The organism is Kosakonia sp. S57 (assembly GCF_016516575.1).
In the GTDB taxonomy this organism is placed as follows: domain Bacteria; phylum Pseudomonadota; class Gammaproteobacteria; order Enterobacterales; family Enterobacteriaceae; genus Kosakonia; species Kosakonia cowanii.
This window is the reverse complement of the sequence record NZ_JACVUL010000003.1, coordinates 220,491-234,905: the sequence shown is the minus strand read 5'-3', so window position 1 is coordinate 234,905 and position 14,415 is coordinate 220,491. Positions and strand designations below refer to the sequence as shown.

Annotated in this window: 12 protein-coding genes; 7 read left to right on the top strand and 5 right to left on the bottom strand. The window is 56.1% G+C overall.

Features of this window, described 5'->3' with window-relative positions; translation table 11 throughout:
* Positions 1–95 precede the first annotated feature (95 nt).
* A complete protein-coding gene (gene ycjG / locus IAE48_RS04310) occupies positions 96–1,100 on the top strand; it encodes an L-Ala-D/L-Glu epimerase (RefSeq protein ID WP_200133599.1) in 1,005 nt (334 codons plus the stop codon).
* Here the strand turns inward: ycjG and mpaA are convergent.
* The gene (gene mpaA, locus IAE48_RS04305; RefSeq protein WP_094419960.1) at positions 1,052–1,765 is read right to left on the bottom strand and encodes a murein tripeptide amidase MpaA; all 714 of its coding nucleotides are present in this window, start codon (positions 1,763–1,765) and stop codon (positions 1,052–1,054) included. The genes ycjG and mpaA overlap by 49 nt on opposite strands.
* A gap of 156 nt (positions 1,766–1,921) precedes the next feature.
* Here mpaA and IAE48_RS04300 point away from each other — a divergent pair, with 156 nt between their 5' ends.
* From IAE48_RS04300 to dbpA, 6 genes are all read left to right on the top strand, one after another.
* Positions 1,922–3,538, top strand: a complete 1,617-nt coding sequence (locus IAE48_RS04300) for an ABC transporter substrate-binding protein (protein ID WP_200133598.1) — start codon at positions 1,922–1,924, stop codon at positions 3,536–3,538.
* 415 nt (positions 3,539–3,953) lie between these two features.
* The gene (locus IAE48_RS04295; RefSeq protein WP_023478583.1) at positions 3,954–4,142 is read left to right on the top strand and encodes a YdiH family protein; all 189 of its coding nucleotides are present in this window, start codon (positions 3,954–3,956) and stop codon (positions 4,140–4,142) included.
* A 427-nt stretch (positions 4,143–4,569) separates the two neighbouring features.
* Positions 4,570–5,754 (top strand): methyl-accepting chemotaxis protein, encoded by a 1,185-nt coding sequence (locus tag IAE48_RS04290; protein WP_200133597.1) that lies wholly within the window; start codon positions 4,570–4,572, stop codon positions 5,752–5,754.
* 143 nt (positions 5,755–5,897) lie between these two features.
* Positions 5,898–6,881, top strand: a complete 984-nt coding sequence (zntB, locus tag IAE48_RS04285) for a zinc transporter ZntB (RefSeq protein WP_094419959.1) — start codon at positions 5,898–5,900, stop codon at positions 6,879–6,881.
* Positions 6,882–7,157: 276 nt separating this feature from the next.
* On the top strand, positions 7,158–7,307 hold the full coding sequence (locus IAE48_RS04280) for a hypothetical protein (protein ID WP_200133596.1): 150 nt from the start codon (positions 7,158–7,160) through the stop codon (positions 7,305–7,307).
* Positions 7,308–7,369: 62 nt separating this feature from the next.
* Positions 7,370–8,743, top strand: coding sequence for an ATP-dependent RNA helicase DbpA (dbpA, locus tag IAE48_RS04275; RefSeq protein ID WP_200133595.1), 1,374 nt, complete (start codon positions 7,370–7,372; stop codon positions 8,741–8,743).
* A gap of 51 nt (positions 8,744–8,794) precedes the next feature.
* Here the strand turns inward: dbpA and ttcA are convergent, their stop codons facing one another.
* From ttcA to IAE48_RS04255, 4 genes are all read right to left on the bottom strand, one after another.
* Positions 8,795–9,730 carry a tRNA 2-thiocytidine(32) synthetase TtcA gene (gene ttcA / locus IAE48_RS04270; protein WP_042712108.1) on the bottom strand — a complete coding sequence of 312 codons (936 nt, stop codon included), beginning with the start codon at positions 9,728–9,730 and terminating at the stop codon, positions 8,795–8,797.
* A gap of 127 nt (positions 9,731–9,857) precedes the next feature.
* Positions 9,858–10,070, bottom strand: a complete 213-nt coding sequence (locus tag IAE48_RS04265; RefSeq protein ID WP_094419956.1) for a KTSC domain-containing protein — start codon at positions 10,068–10,070, stop codon at positions 9,858–9,860.
* Positions 10,071–10,193: 123 nt separating this feature from the next.
* The gene (gene nifJ / locus IAE48_RS04260; RefSeq protein WP_200133594.1) at positions 10,194–13,718 is read right to left on the bottom strand and encodes a pyruvate:ferredoxin (flavodoxin) oxidoreductase; all 3,525 of its coding nucleotides are present in this window, start codon (positions 13,716–13,718) and stop codon (positions 10,194–10,196) included.
* Positions 13,719–13,893: 175 nt separating this feature from the next.
* Positions 13,894–14,406 carry a DUF5384 family protein gene (locus tag IAE48_RS04255; protein WP_200133593.1) on the bottom strand — a complete coding sequence of 171 codons (513 nt, stop codon included), beginning with the start codon at positions 14,404–14,406 and terminating at the stop codon, positions 13,894–13,896.
* Between the last annotated feature and the right edge of the window lie 9 nt (positions 14,407–14,415).

Sequence of the window (14,415 nt, the reverse complement as noted above, 5' to 3'; positions counted from 1 at the left end):
TAGTTAACGTCGGCGCTAGTTTATGCCATCGTCCGAGACCACGGCAAACCAATTTTCGTATCTATACTGGTTTACATTCCGTCAAAGGAGCATGTATGAGAAATGTGAACGTTTATGAGGAAAACTGGCCGCTGCATTCGCCGTTTGTGATTTCGCGCGGCGCGCGCAGTGAAGCGAAAGTGGTGGTGGTCGAACTGGAAGAGGACGGGATCAAAGCGGTTGGCGAATGTACCCCTTACGCGCGCTACGGCGAGAGCGAGGCCTCAGTGATGGCACAAATCATGACCATTGTGCCGCAGCTGCAAAACCGCCTCAGCCGTGAAGCGCTGCAAACCCTGTTGCCGCCCGGCGCGGCGCGCAATGCCGTCGATTGCGCCCTGTGGGATCTGGCGGCGCGCAAAGCGGGGCGTTCACTGGCGCACTATACCGGCGTAACCCTGCCGGAAACCGTCATTACCGCGCAAACGGTGGTGATTGGCACACCAGAACAGATGGCCGCCAGCGCGGCGGCACTGAGCGAAACCGGCGCCCGGCTGCTGAAGATTAAACTGGATGATCATCTTATTAGCGAGCGGCTTGTGGCGATCCGCGCCGCTGCGCCAGAGGCAACGCTGATTGTCGATGCTAACGAGTCGTGGCACAGCGAAGGGCTGGCAGCACGCTGCCAGCTGCTGGCTGATTTAGGTGTGGCGATGCTTGAGCAGCCACTGCCTGCTGGCGAAGACGCGGCGCTGATCAACTTTATCCACCCGCTACCGATCTGCGCAGATGAGAGCTGCCACACGCGTGAAAGCCTTGAAGCGCTAAAGGGGCGCTATGAGATGGTCAACATTAAGCTGGATAAAACCGGCGGGCTGACCGAAGCGCTGGCGCTGGCCCATGAAGCCGCCGAGCGCGGCTTCGGATTAATGCTCGGCTGCATGATCTGCACCTCACGCGCCATAGCAGCGGCGCTACCGCTGATTAGTGGTGTGCGCTTCGCCGATCTTGATGGCCCTACCTGGCTGGCGGTGGATGTCGAGCCGTCGCTGCGCTTCTCCACCGGTGAGCTTCACCTTTCGGCATCCCAGCAAAGCAGCGAGGTCATTGCCGCGAGATAATCTTCGCTGGCGGCATCGGCAGAGACCGGCGGCAGCTCCATGGTAATGCAGGGCAGGTTGATCTCCGCACACCAGCTGCCGAAGGAGCCGGGCGTCTCATACCCGACGCTTTTGACTAAGGGCAGCGAAAAGGCCTGCGCCAGCCACTCGCCAAGCGGGCTTTCGCGCGGATCTTCCACGCAGGCCAGCGGATCGTGAAAGGTCACCACCCACGCCGGATGCAGGCGATGAATTAACTGGCAGAGCGCACGGGTTTCCGGCTCGGAACCCGGAGCTGCTCCCGTCTGCAACACCACATCCCGCTCTGGCGCTGCGCTGTTCCAGCGATAAACGGTATCGCCCGCCTTCCAGTTTGCCGCCGGAAAGTTACGGTTGAGATCGACGCCGTTGGCATTGGCGCGTAAACCGAGCTGACAGCCATCGGGGTTCACCGCCAGCACCACGTGATGATGGCGCAGATCGCTCTGGAGCGTACGCATGGCGCAGGAGAGGGCGACCATGGCGGCATTTTCGTCCCCGTGCGTACCGGCAATAATCAGCCCGCTTTTTGCCGTTGCCAGCGGTGCCGGAAACCAGAAAAGCGGGGCACCGAGTAGGGACTCGCCATACTGCTGACGGCTGTCGGCAAAGTTTCCCCGTAAAGAGCGCGGACGTGTCGCTGGCATAGGTTTACCTGTTTCTGCGTTGAATAAACCAAGTGTTGGATATAAAGCGGTGCGACGCAAATCATTTTCCTGATGTATGAATTTGCATTCCTTAGAGCTAAAACAAATAATTACCGCATCTTTTTTGCGGGATGTGGCACATCACAAGGGGCTTTCATGACATACCGATTTTCAAAACTCTGCTGCGCGCTGGCGCTGTGCGGCTTATCTGTCAGCGTGTTTGCAGCGGATGTGCCGCCGGGAACCCCGCTTGCGGAAAAACAAGACGTGGTGCGCCACCTCAAAGATGAGCCGGCAACGCTCGATCCGGCAAAGGCGGTTGGCCTGCCGGAAATTCAGGTGATCCGCGATCTGTTTGAAGGCCTGGTCAATCAGAATGAGAAGGGTGAAGTCATTCCCGGCGTGGCGAAAAGCTGGCAGAGCAGCGATAATCGCATCTGGACCTTTACGCTGCGTGATGATGCCCGCTGGTCCGACGGCACGCCGGTCACGGCGCAGGATTTTGTCTATAGCTGGCAGCGGCTGGTTAACCCGCAAACCACATCGCCTTTTGCTGGCTTCGCAGCCTTAGCGGGCATCAGCAATGCGAAAGCGATCACCGATGGCAAAATGGCGGTCGATAAGCTGGGCGTCAGTGCGGTGGATGCGAAAACGCTGCGCGTGCAGCTTGATAAACCGCTGCCGTGGTTCCCGAACCTTGCGGCCAGTTTCGCCCTCTATCCGGTGCAAAAGAAGAACGTCGAGAGCGGCGCAGAGTGGACGCGTCCCGGCAATCTGGTCGGTAACGGCGCTTTTGTGCTGACTAACCGCGTGGTGAATGAAAAGCTGGAGCTGGCGCGCAATAAACAGTACTGGGACGATGGCAAAACGGTGATCAATAAGGTGACCTTTGTGCCGATCAATCAGGAGTCTGCCGCCACCAAACGCTACCTGGCGAATGGCGTTGATATCACCGAATCTTTCCCGAAAAACCTCTACCAGAAGCTGCAAAAAGAGATCCCGGGCCAGGTCTATACGCCGCCGCAGCTGGGCACCTATTACTACGCCTTCAATACTCAGAAGGGGCCGACGGCAGATGCGCGCGTGCGCCTGGCGTTGAGCTTAACTATCGATCGCCGCGTGATTGCCGAGAAAGTGTTGGGTAGCGGCGAGAAACCAGCGTGGCGCTTTACTCCGGATGTCACCGCCGGGTTTACGCCGAAGCCGTCGCCGTTTGAACAGATGAGCCAGCCGGAGTTGAACGCGCAGGCGAAAACCCTATTGCAGGCGGCGGGTTACGGTCCGCAGCGGCCACTGAAGCTGACGCTGCTCTATAACTCCTCTGAGAACCATCAAAAGATTGCTATTGCGGTGGCGTCGATGTGGAAGAAAAATCTCGGTGCGGAGGTGAAGCTGCAAAATCAGGAGTGGAAAACCTATATCGACAGCCGTAACAGCGGCAATTTCGATGTTATCCGCGCCTCGTGGGTCGGGGATTACAACGAGCCATCGACCTTTCTCTCGGTGTTAACCTCCAACAGCAGCAGCAATATTCCGCGTTTTAGCGACGCAGCCTATGATAAAGCGTTTAACCAGGCGACACAGGAAAATACGCCGGAAGCCCGCAATGCGGATTACAACGAAGCGGAGCAGATCATCGCCAGCAAAGCGCCGATCGCGCCGATTTACCAGTACACCAACGCGCGGTTGATCAAGCCGTGGCTGAAGGGCTACCCGATCACCAACCCGGAAGATGTGGCCTACAGCCGTACGCTCTACATCATTAAGCACTGATAAAAAAAATCCCCCTTACATCACGGGAGGTAAGGGGGAAAGTCGTTGATTACTGAATGTTTCCTGTCTGGGCAGGTATGCCGAAAATTTTAGTTAGGCATTGTGGAGGCACAATGGAGGAAAAAAGGAGACGCAGCCGCAGATGCGCAAAGGGCAAAAAAAAGCCCGCTACAGAGAGCGGGCAAAAAATACTGGAAGCAATGTGAGCAATGTCGTACTGAATAGTTGAGTGGGTTACTCAACTATTCAGTAATGAGAAAGATAATCTTTATCATTTGAACATGCAACTCCTTTTTACATTTTTCCCGCAGGCCGCGTATAGTGGGCGTTTCCGGCAGATTTTTCCGACTTTGGTCAAAAAACAAGCAGTCATTTGTGCTATAGTGCTGATGTTTTAACCAACCAAGAGGATGTTATGTCGAACCCACTCAACCCTACCGAACTGGCCATCGAATACCTGCGTCGCGACAAAAGCGCGCTCACCCCGGCTGAATACCTGAAGAGACTGAACCTGCTGAAACTTGAGTTTGAAGATCTGCTTACGCTCTCCCATAGTGAGTTGAAAGAGGAGATCGACTTTGCCTGGCGGCTTGGCATCCACTGATTGCCGCACCACGTTTAAAACGAAAGAGGCGTTATGCTGGCTTGTTTACAAGCAGCAGCGCCTGTTTAATTTTGCTATTAAATAAATCGCTGTCTGAATTGAACATATTAATATCGGCATAAAAAACCAAACCTTTAATTATTTAGATAATCTTTATTCTGGCTAAATTAAATATGTAGTGCGCCAAAATTATCTCGCTAATTAAACTCTTTTTATATGATATATTGTTATACCCGCGATCTGTTTTTGCGCTGTTTATGGTCTTTTGTGCTGCTTGTCTGGCCGCTTTAAGGTTATTTAATATCACTTAAGTAAAATCTAAGGCGCTTTAAGGCAAACCTGGCATTGCGCTAAATTAGCCGTGTCAAAGCGGATTTCGAGTGTTATAACGAGGCTACCGTCCTCCGGTGTTCTGGCGAGTCTCATTATGTTAAGAAATCTCAGCGTTCGTACCTTTATATTTTTTTACCTTCTGGTCTCTTTTGTTATCGTTGATACGATAGTGATCGTGCTCTCAAAAAATATCCCATTAATTGCTGCGGTAAGTATCGTATCGATTATTTCGCTGGCGTTAATATGGATATATTTAACGCAGTATCTGGTGACGCCAATTAATACGGTTAAGAGAAGTATTGAGGCGGTGACGGCAGGTAATCTGTCGATTGTTATTCCGGAGTTTGGTAATAACTGTGCCGGCCGTTTAATTCCCGGTATCAATAGCTTATCCGCCAGTATTGCCGTGCTGGTCAAAGAGATACGCCTCTCCTCCGATAATGCGCTCGGGCTTTCCGCCCAGCTCGCTTCACGCAGTGCCGATCTGTCGGTGAAAACGGAAGAGCAATCCGCAGCACTGGTGCAGACCGCCTCCAGCATGGAGGAGATGGCCTCCAGTACCAAAAACAATGCCGATAACACGCGGCTTGCCAGCACCCGCGCTAATGATGCCTCTTCCTGCGCTGAACGCGGCGGTCAGTTGATGGGCCAGGTGGCGAAGAATATGCAATCCATTACCGATTGCGCGGAGCAGATGCGCGAAATCATCTCCATTATTGACGGCATCGCTTTCCAGACCAATATTCTGGCACTGAACGCTGCGGTGGAAGCGGCGCGCGCCGGCGATCACGGCAAAGGTTTCTCGGTGGTTGCTGGCGAAGTGCGCAGCCTTGCGCACCGCAGCGCCGAGGCGGCCAAGAACATCAAATCGCTGATTGCCGTCACGACCGATAACGTTACGCAGGGCGCGACAGTGGTGAGCGAAGCCGGGCAGAACATGCAGGAGATTGTCTCCGGTGCCAGCATTGTCAGTAAATTGATGGATGAGATTGCCGTCTCCACGCTGCAACAGGAGAAGGGCATTGCGCAAATCACCCTTGCGCTGGCGGAGCTGGAGCAGGTTACGCAAAGCAACGTATCGGTGGTTGATGAACTTGCCGGCTCGTCGGATCTACTGAAACATCGCGTTGAAGAGTTACAGCAGCGCACCAGTAAATTTAGCCTGGCTGATGAAAAAACAGCGCCTGCGCGTCAACGCGATGCGCAGCCAGAGAAGCAGCGGGCGCCGCTTTCAGCAGCGGTCGGTGGCGGCCAGGAGAATTACTGGCACTCGTTTTAATGGCGTTTAGTGGATAAAAAGCCCGCAGTGCGGGCTTTTTTTATGGCAATCCGTCGTAATTTGTTAGCAAATTCAGCGCCATGATTGCTTAACGTTGACGCATGGCTAGACTGTCATCAACTAAGACTGAATGTGGAGGCGCAGTGGAAGCCATTAAAGGAGCCGACCTGCAGGTGCCGGACGCGGTTTACGCGTGGCAGCTGGACGGCAAAGGCGGCGTCAAACCGCTGGCAGCGGATGATGAGATCACCGCTCAGACACCCTGCTGGGTGCACCTGAATTACACCAACCAGGAGAGCGCGCAGTGGCTGGAAACGACGCCCGTCTTACCGAACAGCGTGCGTAACGCGCTGGCGGGCGAGAGTTTACGGCCGAGAGTGAGCCGCATGGGCGAAGGGACACTGATTACGCTGCGCTGCATTAATGGCAGCACCGACGAACGCCCCGATCAGCTGGTTGCCGTACGCGTTTATATGGACGAGCGGATGATCGTCTCGACGCGACAGCGAAAAGTGCTGGCGCTGGATGATGTCGTCAGCGAACTGGAAGAGGGTAGCGGGCCAACGGATTGCGGCGGTTGGCTGGTGGATGTCTGCGATTCGCTCACCGACCACGCCAGCGAGTTTATTGAATCACTTCACGACCGGATTATCGATCTCGAAGATGACCTGCTCGACCAGCAGGTTCCGCCGCGCGGCATTCTGGCACTGCTGCGCAAGCAGTTAATTGTCATGCGTCGCTATATGGCGCCGCAGCGCGATGTCTTTGCGCGGCTGGCCAGCGAACGTTTGCCGTGGATGAGCGACGATCAGCGCCGCCGCATGCAGGATATCGCCGATCGCCTCGGACGCGGGCTGGATGAGATTGATGCCTGCATTGCGCGTACCGCCGTGATGACCGACGAGATCACCCAGGTGATGCAGGAGTCACTTGCGCGGCGCTCCTATACCATGTCGCTGATGGCGATGGTTTTTCTCCCCAGCACCTTTTTAACCGGGCTGTTTGGCGTCAACCTTGGCGGCATTCCCGGCGGCGGTTGGCACTTAGGTTTTGCCATCTTCTGCGCCGCGTTAGCGCTGCTGATCGGTGGTGTTACCTGGTGGCTGCATCGCAGTAAATGGCTGTAAAATTTAACTTTTTTAACATTAATTGAACATTAAAACGCCACTTAAGTTGAGCGAGGTCAATAAACGCCGCGCCTATTCAGGGCAATATTCACGTCGCAGGTGAATGCAACGTCAAGCGATGGGCGTTGCGCTCCATATTGTCTTACTTCCTTTTTTTGAATTACTGCATAGCACAATTGATTCGTACGATGCCGACTTAATCAGTCGGCTTTTTTTTGCCTCTGCGCCATGAGCTTCTACCTTTAAAGTAACGACAATGCTGAAGTGGAGATCACCATGGCTACTCTGACGTTACGTAACGCGCTCTATTCACTGCCGCCCGACCCCGTGCCGAACGACCCGGTGCCAATCCCGGAGCCGATCCCAAAACCGCAGCCGTTGCCGGATCCGCCGCCGGATGAAGAGCCGATTAAATTGTCGCGTTAAGGGGGCAGATCTGAGAGGATACGCGCCTGCTGAACCGAAGCCTTTTATCGCGAGACTCTATTTTGACCGCTTTTTCAACACTGAATATGCTGCCCGCCGCCCAGATCGAGAACCTTAACGAACTGGGCTACCTCACCATGACCCCCGTGCAGGCTGCTGCGCTTCCCCTGATTCTGGCCGGAAAAGATGTCCGCGTGCAGGCAAAAACCGGCAGCGGTAAAACAGCGGCGTTTGGTCTTGGCGTGTTACAGCATATCGATAGCAGCCGTTTTCAGACCCAGTCGCTGATCTTATGCCCGACGCGCGAACTGGCGGATCAGGTTGCCAGTGAACTGCGCCGTCTGGCGCGCTCGATGCCGAACACTAAAATTTTGACGATCTGCGGCGGCCAGCCGTTTGGCGCACAGCGAGATTCATTGCAGCATGCGCCGCATATCATTGTCGCCACGCCGGGCCGCCTGCTGGATCATCTGCAAAAAAGCACGATCTCGCTGGAGAACCTGCAAACGCTGGTGATGGATGAAGCCGATCGCATGCTCGATATGGGCTTTAGCGACGCCATTGATGAGGTAATTCGCTTTGCCCCGGCACAGCGCCAGACCTTGCTCTTTTCCGCCACCTGGCCGGAGGCCATCGCGGCTATCAGCGGGCGCGTGCAGCGCAACCCGGAAACAGTAGAGATCGATACCGTTGACGATCTGCCCGCTATCGAGCAGCAATTTTTTGAAGTCTCCCGTCACGGCAAAATCCCGCTGTTGCAAAAACTGCTGAGCGTCCACCGCCCGGCCTCCTGTGTGGTCTTCTGTAACACCAAAAAAGATTGCCAGGAAGTGTGCGATGCGCTGAACGCCGCAGGCCAGGATGCGCTGGCGTTGCATGGCGATCTGGAGCAGCGCGACCGCGACCAGACGCTGGTGCGTTTTGCTAACGGCAGTGCCCGTGTACTGGTGGCGACCGATGTCGCCGCGCGCGGTCTGGATATCAAATCCCTTGAGCTGGTCGTCAACTATGAGCTGGCATGGGATCCGGAAGTGCACGTTCACCGTATCGGGCGCACCGCGCGCGCCGGGAATCAGGGGCTGGCGATTAGCCTCTGCGCACCGGAAGAGGCGCAGCGGGCGAATATTCTCTCGGAGATGCTGCACCTGAAGCTGAACTGGCTTTCTGCGCCAGCCAATGTCGCCATCGCGCCGCTGGCGGCAGAGATGACCACGCTATGCATTGATGGCGGTAAGAAAGCCAAAATGCGTCCGGGCGATGTGCTGGGGGCGTTAACGGGTGAGATGGGGCTGGACGGGGCCGATATCGGCAAGATCACCGTCCATCCGGCGCATGTTTATGTCGCAGTGCGACAGAGCGTGGCGCGCCAGGCGTGGAAGCAGCTACAAAACGGCAAAATCAAAGGCAAAGCCTGCCGTGTGCGATTGCTGAAATAATGCCAGCGCCATTAAAAAAGCCTCTCAGTGAGTGACCTGAGAGGCTTTTTTTTACTTCACTTCAATCACATTCAGCCGTAGCGCATCGAGCTGGGCATCATCCTCTTCCGGCTGCCAGCCAACTGGCTGCGTCGGGATCTCTTCGCGATCGAATGCCAGGTCGCCGCCGTTGACCACTTCCGAACCGTGTTTGATCCCTTTGAAATCGAACAGGTTGATATCGCTCAGGTGCGATGGCACCACATTCTGCATGGCGCTGAACATGGTTTCGATACGGCCCGGGTAGCGTTTATCCCAGTCGCGCAGCATATCGGCAATCACCTGGCGCTGCAGGTTCGGCTGCGAACCGCAGAGGTTGCACGGAATAATCGGGAAGCCTTTGGCTTCGGAGAAGCGCTCAATATCTTTCTCGCGGCAGTAGGCCAGCGGGCGGATAACAATGTGCTTGCCATCATCGCTCATCAGCTTCGGTGGCATGCCTTTCATCTTGCCGCCGTAGAACATATTGAGGAACAGCGTTTGCAGAATATCGTCGCGGTGGTGGCCGAGAGCAATTTTCGTCGCGCCCAGTTCGGTTGCGGTGCGGTAGAGAATGCCGCGGCGCAGGCGTGAGCAGAGCGAGCAGGTGGTTTTGCCTTCCGGGATCTTCTCTTTCACGATGCCGTAGGTGTTCTCTTCGACGATTTTGTACTCGACGCCCTGCGCTTCAAGGTACTCAGGCAGAATATGCTCCGGGAAGCCGGGCTGTTTCTGATCGAGGTTGACCGCAATCAGCGAGAAGTTGACCGGCGCACTCTGCTGCAGGTTGCGCAAGATCTCCAGCATGGTGTAGCTATCTTTGCCGCCGGAGAGGCAAACCATAATCCGGTCGCCTTCTTCAATCATATTGAAGTCGGCAATCGCCTCGCCGACGTTACGGCGCAGACGCTTCTGCAACTTGTTGAGGTTGTACTGTTCTTTTTTGCTAATTTCTTGATTTTGCGACATGAAAAAGGCTCAATTCGGTTTTTTTGCGCCAGCGGTCGGTAAACCACGGGCAGAGATACGCGATTAGGGCGGGATTGTACCAATGATTTACGCCTGTGGCAGGTATTTATCACTTGGCAAGGGTGGCTCAGGCGATGCGCTTTTCCTTATATTTGCCTTTCACCACGCCATCATAAAAGCGGCCTTTCGACACGACGGTAAGAAAAAGGGTAAAAATGCGCTCGGGCACCTCGTGATATTGATAGGTGCGCTTATCGTGAAAGCGGATCTCCAGCGTGCGGCTTTGCGGGTCATACCCCACAGAGGCAATTCGTGATGATGTAACAGGGTGATGACGCATGAAGATGTCCTTGCCGCCGGGTTGAGTGGTGATTATTAGCCAGCTTGCCGCCCGTTGTCATGCAAAACAGTGACATAAAAAAGCCGCCGGGGGACAACCGGCGGCTTTTATTTGCTTTGCGCGTTATTCAGCCGCGCTTTTTTCCGCTTTCCCGGCCAGTTGCGCGAGGAAGTCGTAGCGTTTTTGCAGATCTGCCGCTGCATCTTTCCACAACTGCTCAGCCACCTCCGGCTGCTGCGCATTCAGGCGTTTAAAGCGCTGCTCATTAAGCAACGTTTCTGCCAGCGCATCCGACGGTGGGCGGGAGTCGAGCGCCAGCGGGATTTTGCCTTCCGCTTCGCGACGCGGATCGTAGCGATAGAGCGGCCAGAAGCCGGTTGCGGTCAGCTGGCGCATCTGATCGTGGCTCAGCGCCAGATCGTAGCCATGCTCCTCGCAGGGGCTGTAGGCGATAATCAGCGACGGGCCAGGGTAAGCCTCCGCTTCCTGAATCGCTTTCACCGTCTGGTTAAGCTGTGCGCCGAGCGAGATCTGCGCAACGTAGACATGACCATACATCATCATGCTGACGCCGAGATCTTTGCGCGCTTTGCGCTTACCGTGCTCGCCAAACTTGGTCACCGCACCGAGCGGCGTGGCTTTGGAAGCCTGGCCGCCAGTATTCGAGTAACACTGGGTATCGAGCACCAGGATATTGACGTTCTCGGTCAGGCTCATCACATGATCGAGGCCGCCAAAGCCAATATCGTAAGCCCAGCCATCGCCGCCAATCAGCCAGATCGACTTCTCGACCAGCGCATCGGCATCGGTCAGCAGTTGCTGCGCGCCTTCCACATCACCCAGCGCACTGCGCAGGGCCGCTACCTGATCGCGGCGCAGCTCTGGCGTGGCATCGGCACGCAGGTCGGCAAGCAGATCGGCGGGCAGCGCGTCCGCAAACTGCTCCACCAGGCGCATAACGCGCTGGCGATGCTGGTCAACGCTCAGGCGGAAGCCAAGCCCGAACTCAGCGTTATCTTCAAACAGCGAGTTGGCCCACGCCGGCCCGCGCCCGTTGGCATCGGTGGTGTAGGGGGTTGAGGGCAGGTTGCCGCCATAAATCGAGGAGCAGCCGGTGGCGTTAGCAATCATCATGCGGTCGCCATAGAGCTGGGTCAGCAGCTTGATATAGGGCGTTTCGCCACAGCCTGAGCAGGCACCCGAGTACTCAAACAGCGGCGAAATAAGCTGCGAGGTACGTATATCAATGCGCTCCAGCTGGCTGCGGTCAATCTCCGGCAGGTTGAGGAAGAAGTCATAATTCGCTTTCTCCTCTTCGACATGCTCAAGGCGCGACATCATATTGATCGCCTTGATCTCCGGGTTCTGACGATCTTTCGCCGGGCAGACTTCAACGCAGAGGTTACAGCCGGTGCAATCTTCCGGTGCCACTTGCAGAACATATTTCTGGCCGCGCATATCGCGCGCTTTCACATCCAGCGAATGCAGGCTTGCCGGTGCATCCTCCATCGCCTGCGGCGGCACGACTTTGGCACGAATCGCCGAGTGCGGGCAGGCGGCAACGCAGTGGTTACACTGGGTGCACAGCTCCTCTTTCCAGATGGGGATCGCTTCGGCAATATTGCGCTTCTCCCAGCGCGTGGTGCCCACCGGCCAGGTGCCATCCGGCGGCAGCGCAGAGACGGGCAGGGCGTCGCCAAGCCCGGCCAGCATCGCCGCCGTCACCGTTTTAACAAAGTCCGGCGCGCTGTCTGAGACCACCGGTGGGCGATGCGCGCTTTGGCTGTCCACTTCCTGCAGCGGCACTTCGGCCAGTGATTCGCGCGCCAGCGCCAGTGCCTGCCAGTTGCGCTCTACCAGCTCCTGGCCTTTGCTGCTGTAGCTTTTCGCAATCGCGCCCTGCAACGCCGTTAACGCGCTGTCGCCCGGCAGGATGGCGGTGAGGTGGAAAAAGGCCATCTGCATTACAGTGTTGATGCGCGCGCCCAGCCCGCATTCGCGGGCAATTTTCGCCGCGTTAACGACATAAAAACGGGCGTTTTTCTGCCTGAGCACCGCCTGCACTTCCTGCGGCAGACGCGACCACACCTCATCTGCGCTGTAAGGCGTGTTAAGCAGGAAAATACCGCCCGGTTTCAGGCGCTCTGCCATCTGGTATTTGTCGATAAATTGCAGCTGGTGACAGCCGACAAAATCGGCCTGCGACACCAGATAGGCCGAGTTAATCGGCCTTTCGCTGACGCGCAGGTGGGAAACCGTCAGCCCGCCCGCTTTTTTGGAGTCATAGACAAAGTAGCCCTGCGCGTACCACGGCGTCGCGTTACCAATGATCTTGATATTGTTCTTGGTCGCCGAGACGCTGCCATCGCTGCCAAGCCCATAGAAGAGCGCTTCCAGTTTGGCGTGCGTCGGCAGGGTGTTCTCCGGCAGCGGCAGGGAGAGGTGAGTAACATCATCATAAATGCCAACGGTGAAACGCGGCTTCGGCTTCTCGGCACGCAACTCATTGAAAACGGCTAACACACACTCCGGGCCGAACTCTTTCGACGACAACCCATAGCGGCCGCCAATCACGCGCGGCAACGTTTCGCGCTCACCGCAATTAAAGGCTTCCGCCAGCGCGGTCATCACATCGAGATAGAGCGGCTCCGCCTGCGCGCCCGGCTCTTTGGTGCGATCCAACACCGCCACGCTGCGCACGCTTTGCGGCAGCACCGCCAGCAGGTGCGCGGCGCTGAAGGGGCGATAGAGCCGCACTTTCAGCACGCCAACTTTATCTCCGCGCGTCAGCAGCTCATCAATCACCTCTTCGCAGGTGCCAATCGCCGAGCCCATCAGTACGATTACGCGCTCCGCCTGCGGGTGACCATAATACTCAAACGGTTTGTAGTGGCGACCCGTGGCGGCGGCAAAATCATCCATCGCCTGCTCAACATGGTCGTAAACGGCGTTGTACCACGGGTTTGTCGCTTCGCGGGACTGGAAATAGGTGTCCGGGTTTGCGGAGGTGCCGCGGATAACCGGGTGTTCCGGGTTGAGGGCACGCGCACGATGCTGGTCAATCTCCTGCTCGGGCATCAGCGCGCGCAGGGTGTCGTCCGCAAGCGGCACGATCTTGTTAATCTCGTGCGAGGTGCGAAAACCATCAAAGAAGTGAATAAATGGCACGCGGCTTTTCAGCGTCGCGATATGGGAGATGAGGGCAAAATCCTGCGCTTCCTGCACGCTGCTGGCGCAGAGCAGGGCGCAGCCGGTCTGACGCACCGCCATGACATCGGAGTGGTCGCCAAAAATCGACAGCGCATGGGTCGCGACAGTTCGCGCGGCAACGTGCAGCACAAAGGGAGTTAACTGCCCGGCCAGCTTATAGAGGGTCGGGATCATCAGCAGTAAACCCTGCGATGAGGTAAACGACGTTGAGAGCGCCCCGGTCTGCAATGCCCCGTGCACGGCGGCAATCGCCCCCGCTTCTGACTGCATTTCTACCACGCGCGGCGTATCGCCCCAGATATTTTTCAGGCCGTTGCCTGCCCAGGCATCTGCCTGTTCAGCCATCGTTGAACTGGGGGTAATCGGGTAGATGGCGATAACTTCACTGGTGCGGTACGCAACGGATGCGACTGCGCCATTACCGTCAATTGTGATCATAAGGCACCCTTACATTGCTCAAAAGAAGGGACGCGTTTTACGGCGACGAGTCCTGTAATTGTTAAGCAAGTATAAGACTTTTCTCTAATCCCCTGAACTTACATGGTCTTCGAGTGCACAAATTGATCCAGGCTGAGCAATAAAAAAGCGGAACATAATGTTCCGCTTTAGGCTGTTACCACCAGCTGCTGGCCTCTTTTTCTCGGGCTTTACCTTCGCTTTCCATTAATGCCTTTCCACCCGATGAGAGGTTACGTCTGGCATCAGCTTCAGACTGAATGACCTCCGTTTGCGCCGCTCGCTGTTTAAGCTCTTGCTCAACGAAATCCTTCTCCCTCTGCACACGAGCCGATTTTGCCTGCAGCTCCAGGCGCCGGTTTTCAATTTCAAGATCGCGGAGTTGATCCTCAAACTGCCGATCGCGTTTTTTATCTGCGGCTATTTCTGCTTCACGCTTCGCCTGTCTAGCATTACTAGCCGCACGCTGAGCCGCAACAGCGGCCCTCTTTTTCTCCCGGTGCTGACGTCTTTTTTCTCGCCAGTACTCCTGTTCCTGCTGCGCCTGCATTTCGCCTTCGCTTTCAGCAGTAGCCACTGCCTTTAATTGCTCCTGAAGCGTTGCGGCGCAGAGATAATCAGGGGTAAAAGTTACGGCTGTCAGAAAAACAAATAACGCTGCGCGTTTCATTTGTGACCT

Excerpts from the sequence above, each read along its gene's own strand:
- ycjG (WP_200133599.1), top strand. The coding sequence starts at position 96 with ATGAGAAATGTGAACGTTTATGAGGAAAACTGGCCGCTGCATTCGCCG.
- mpaA (WP_094419960.1), bottom strand. The coding sequence starts at position 1,765 with ATGCCAGCGACACGTCCGCGCTCTTTACGGGGAAACTTTGCCGACAGC.
- IAE48_RS04300 (WP_200133598.1), top strand. The coding sequence starts at position 1,922 with ATGACATACCGATTTTCAAAACTCTGCTGCGCGCTGGCGCTGTGCGGC.
- IAE48_RS04295 (WP_023478583.1), top strand. The coding sequence starts at position 3,954 with ATGTCGAACCCACTCAACCCTACCGAACTGGCCATCGAATACCTGCGT.
- IAE48_RS04290 (WP_200133597.1), top strand. The coding sequence starts at position 4,570 with ATGTTAAGAAATCTCAGCGTTCGTACCTTTATATTTTTTTACCTTCTG.
- IAE48_RS04280 (WP_200133596.1), top strand. The coding sequence starts at position 7,158 with ATGGCTACTCTGACGTTACGTAACGCGCTCTATTCACTGCCGCCCGAC.
- ttcA (WP_042712108.1), bottom strand. The coding sequence starts at position 9,730 with ATGTCGCAAAATCAAGAAATTAGCAAAAAAGAACAGTACAACCTCAAC.
- IAE48_RS04265 (WP_094419956.1), bottom strand. The coding sequence starts at position 10,070 with ATGCGTCATCACCCTGTTACATCATCACGAATTGCCTCTGTGGGGTAT.
- nifJ (WP_200133594.1), bottom strand. The coding sequence starts at position 13,718 with ATGATCACAATTGACGGTAATGGCGCAGTCGCATCCGTTGCGTACCGC.
- IAE48_RS04255 (WP_200133593.1), bottom strand. The coding sequence starts at position 14,406 with ATGAAACGCGCAGCGTTATTTGTTTTTCTGACAGCCGTAACTTTTACC.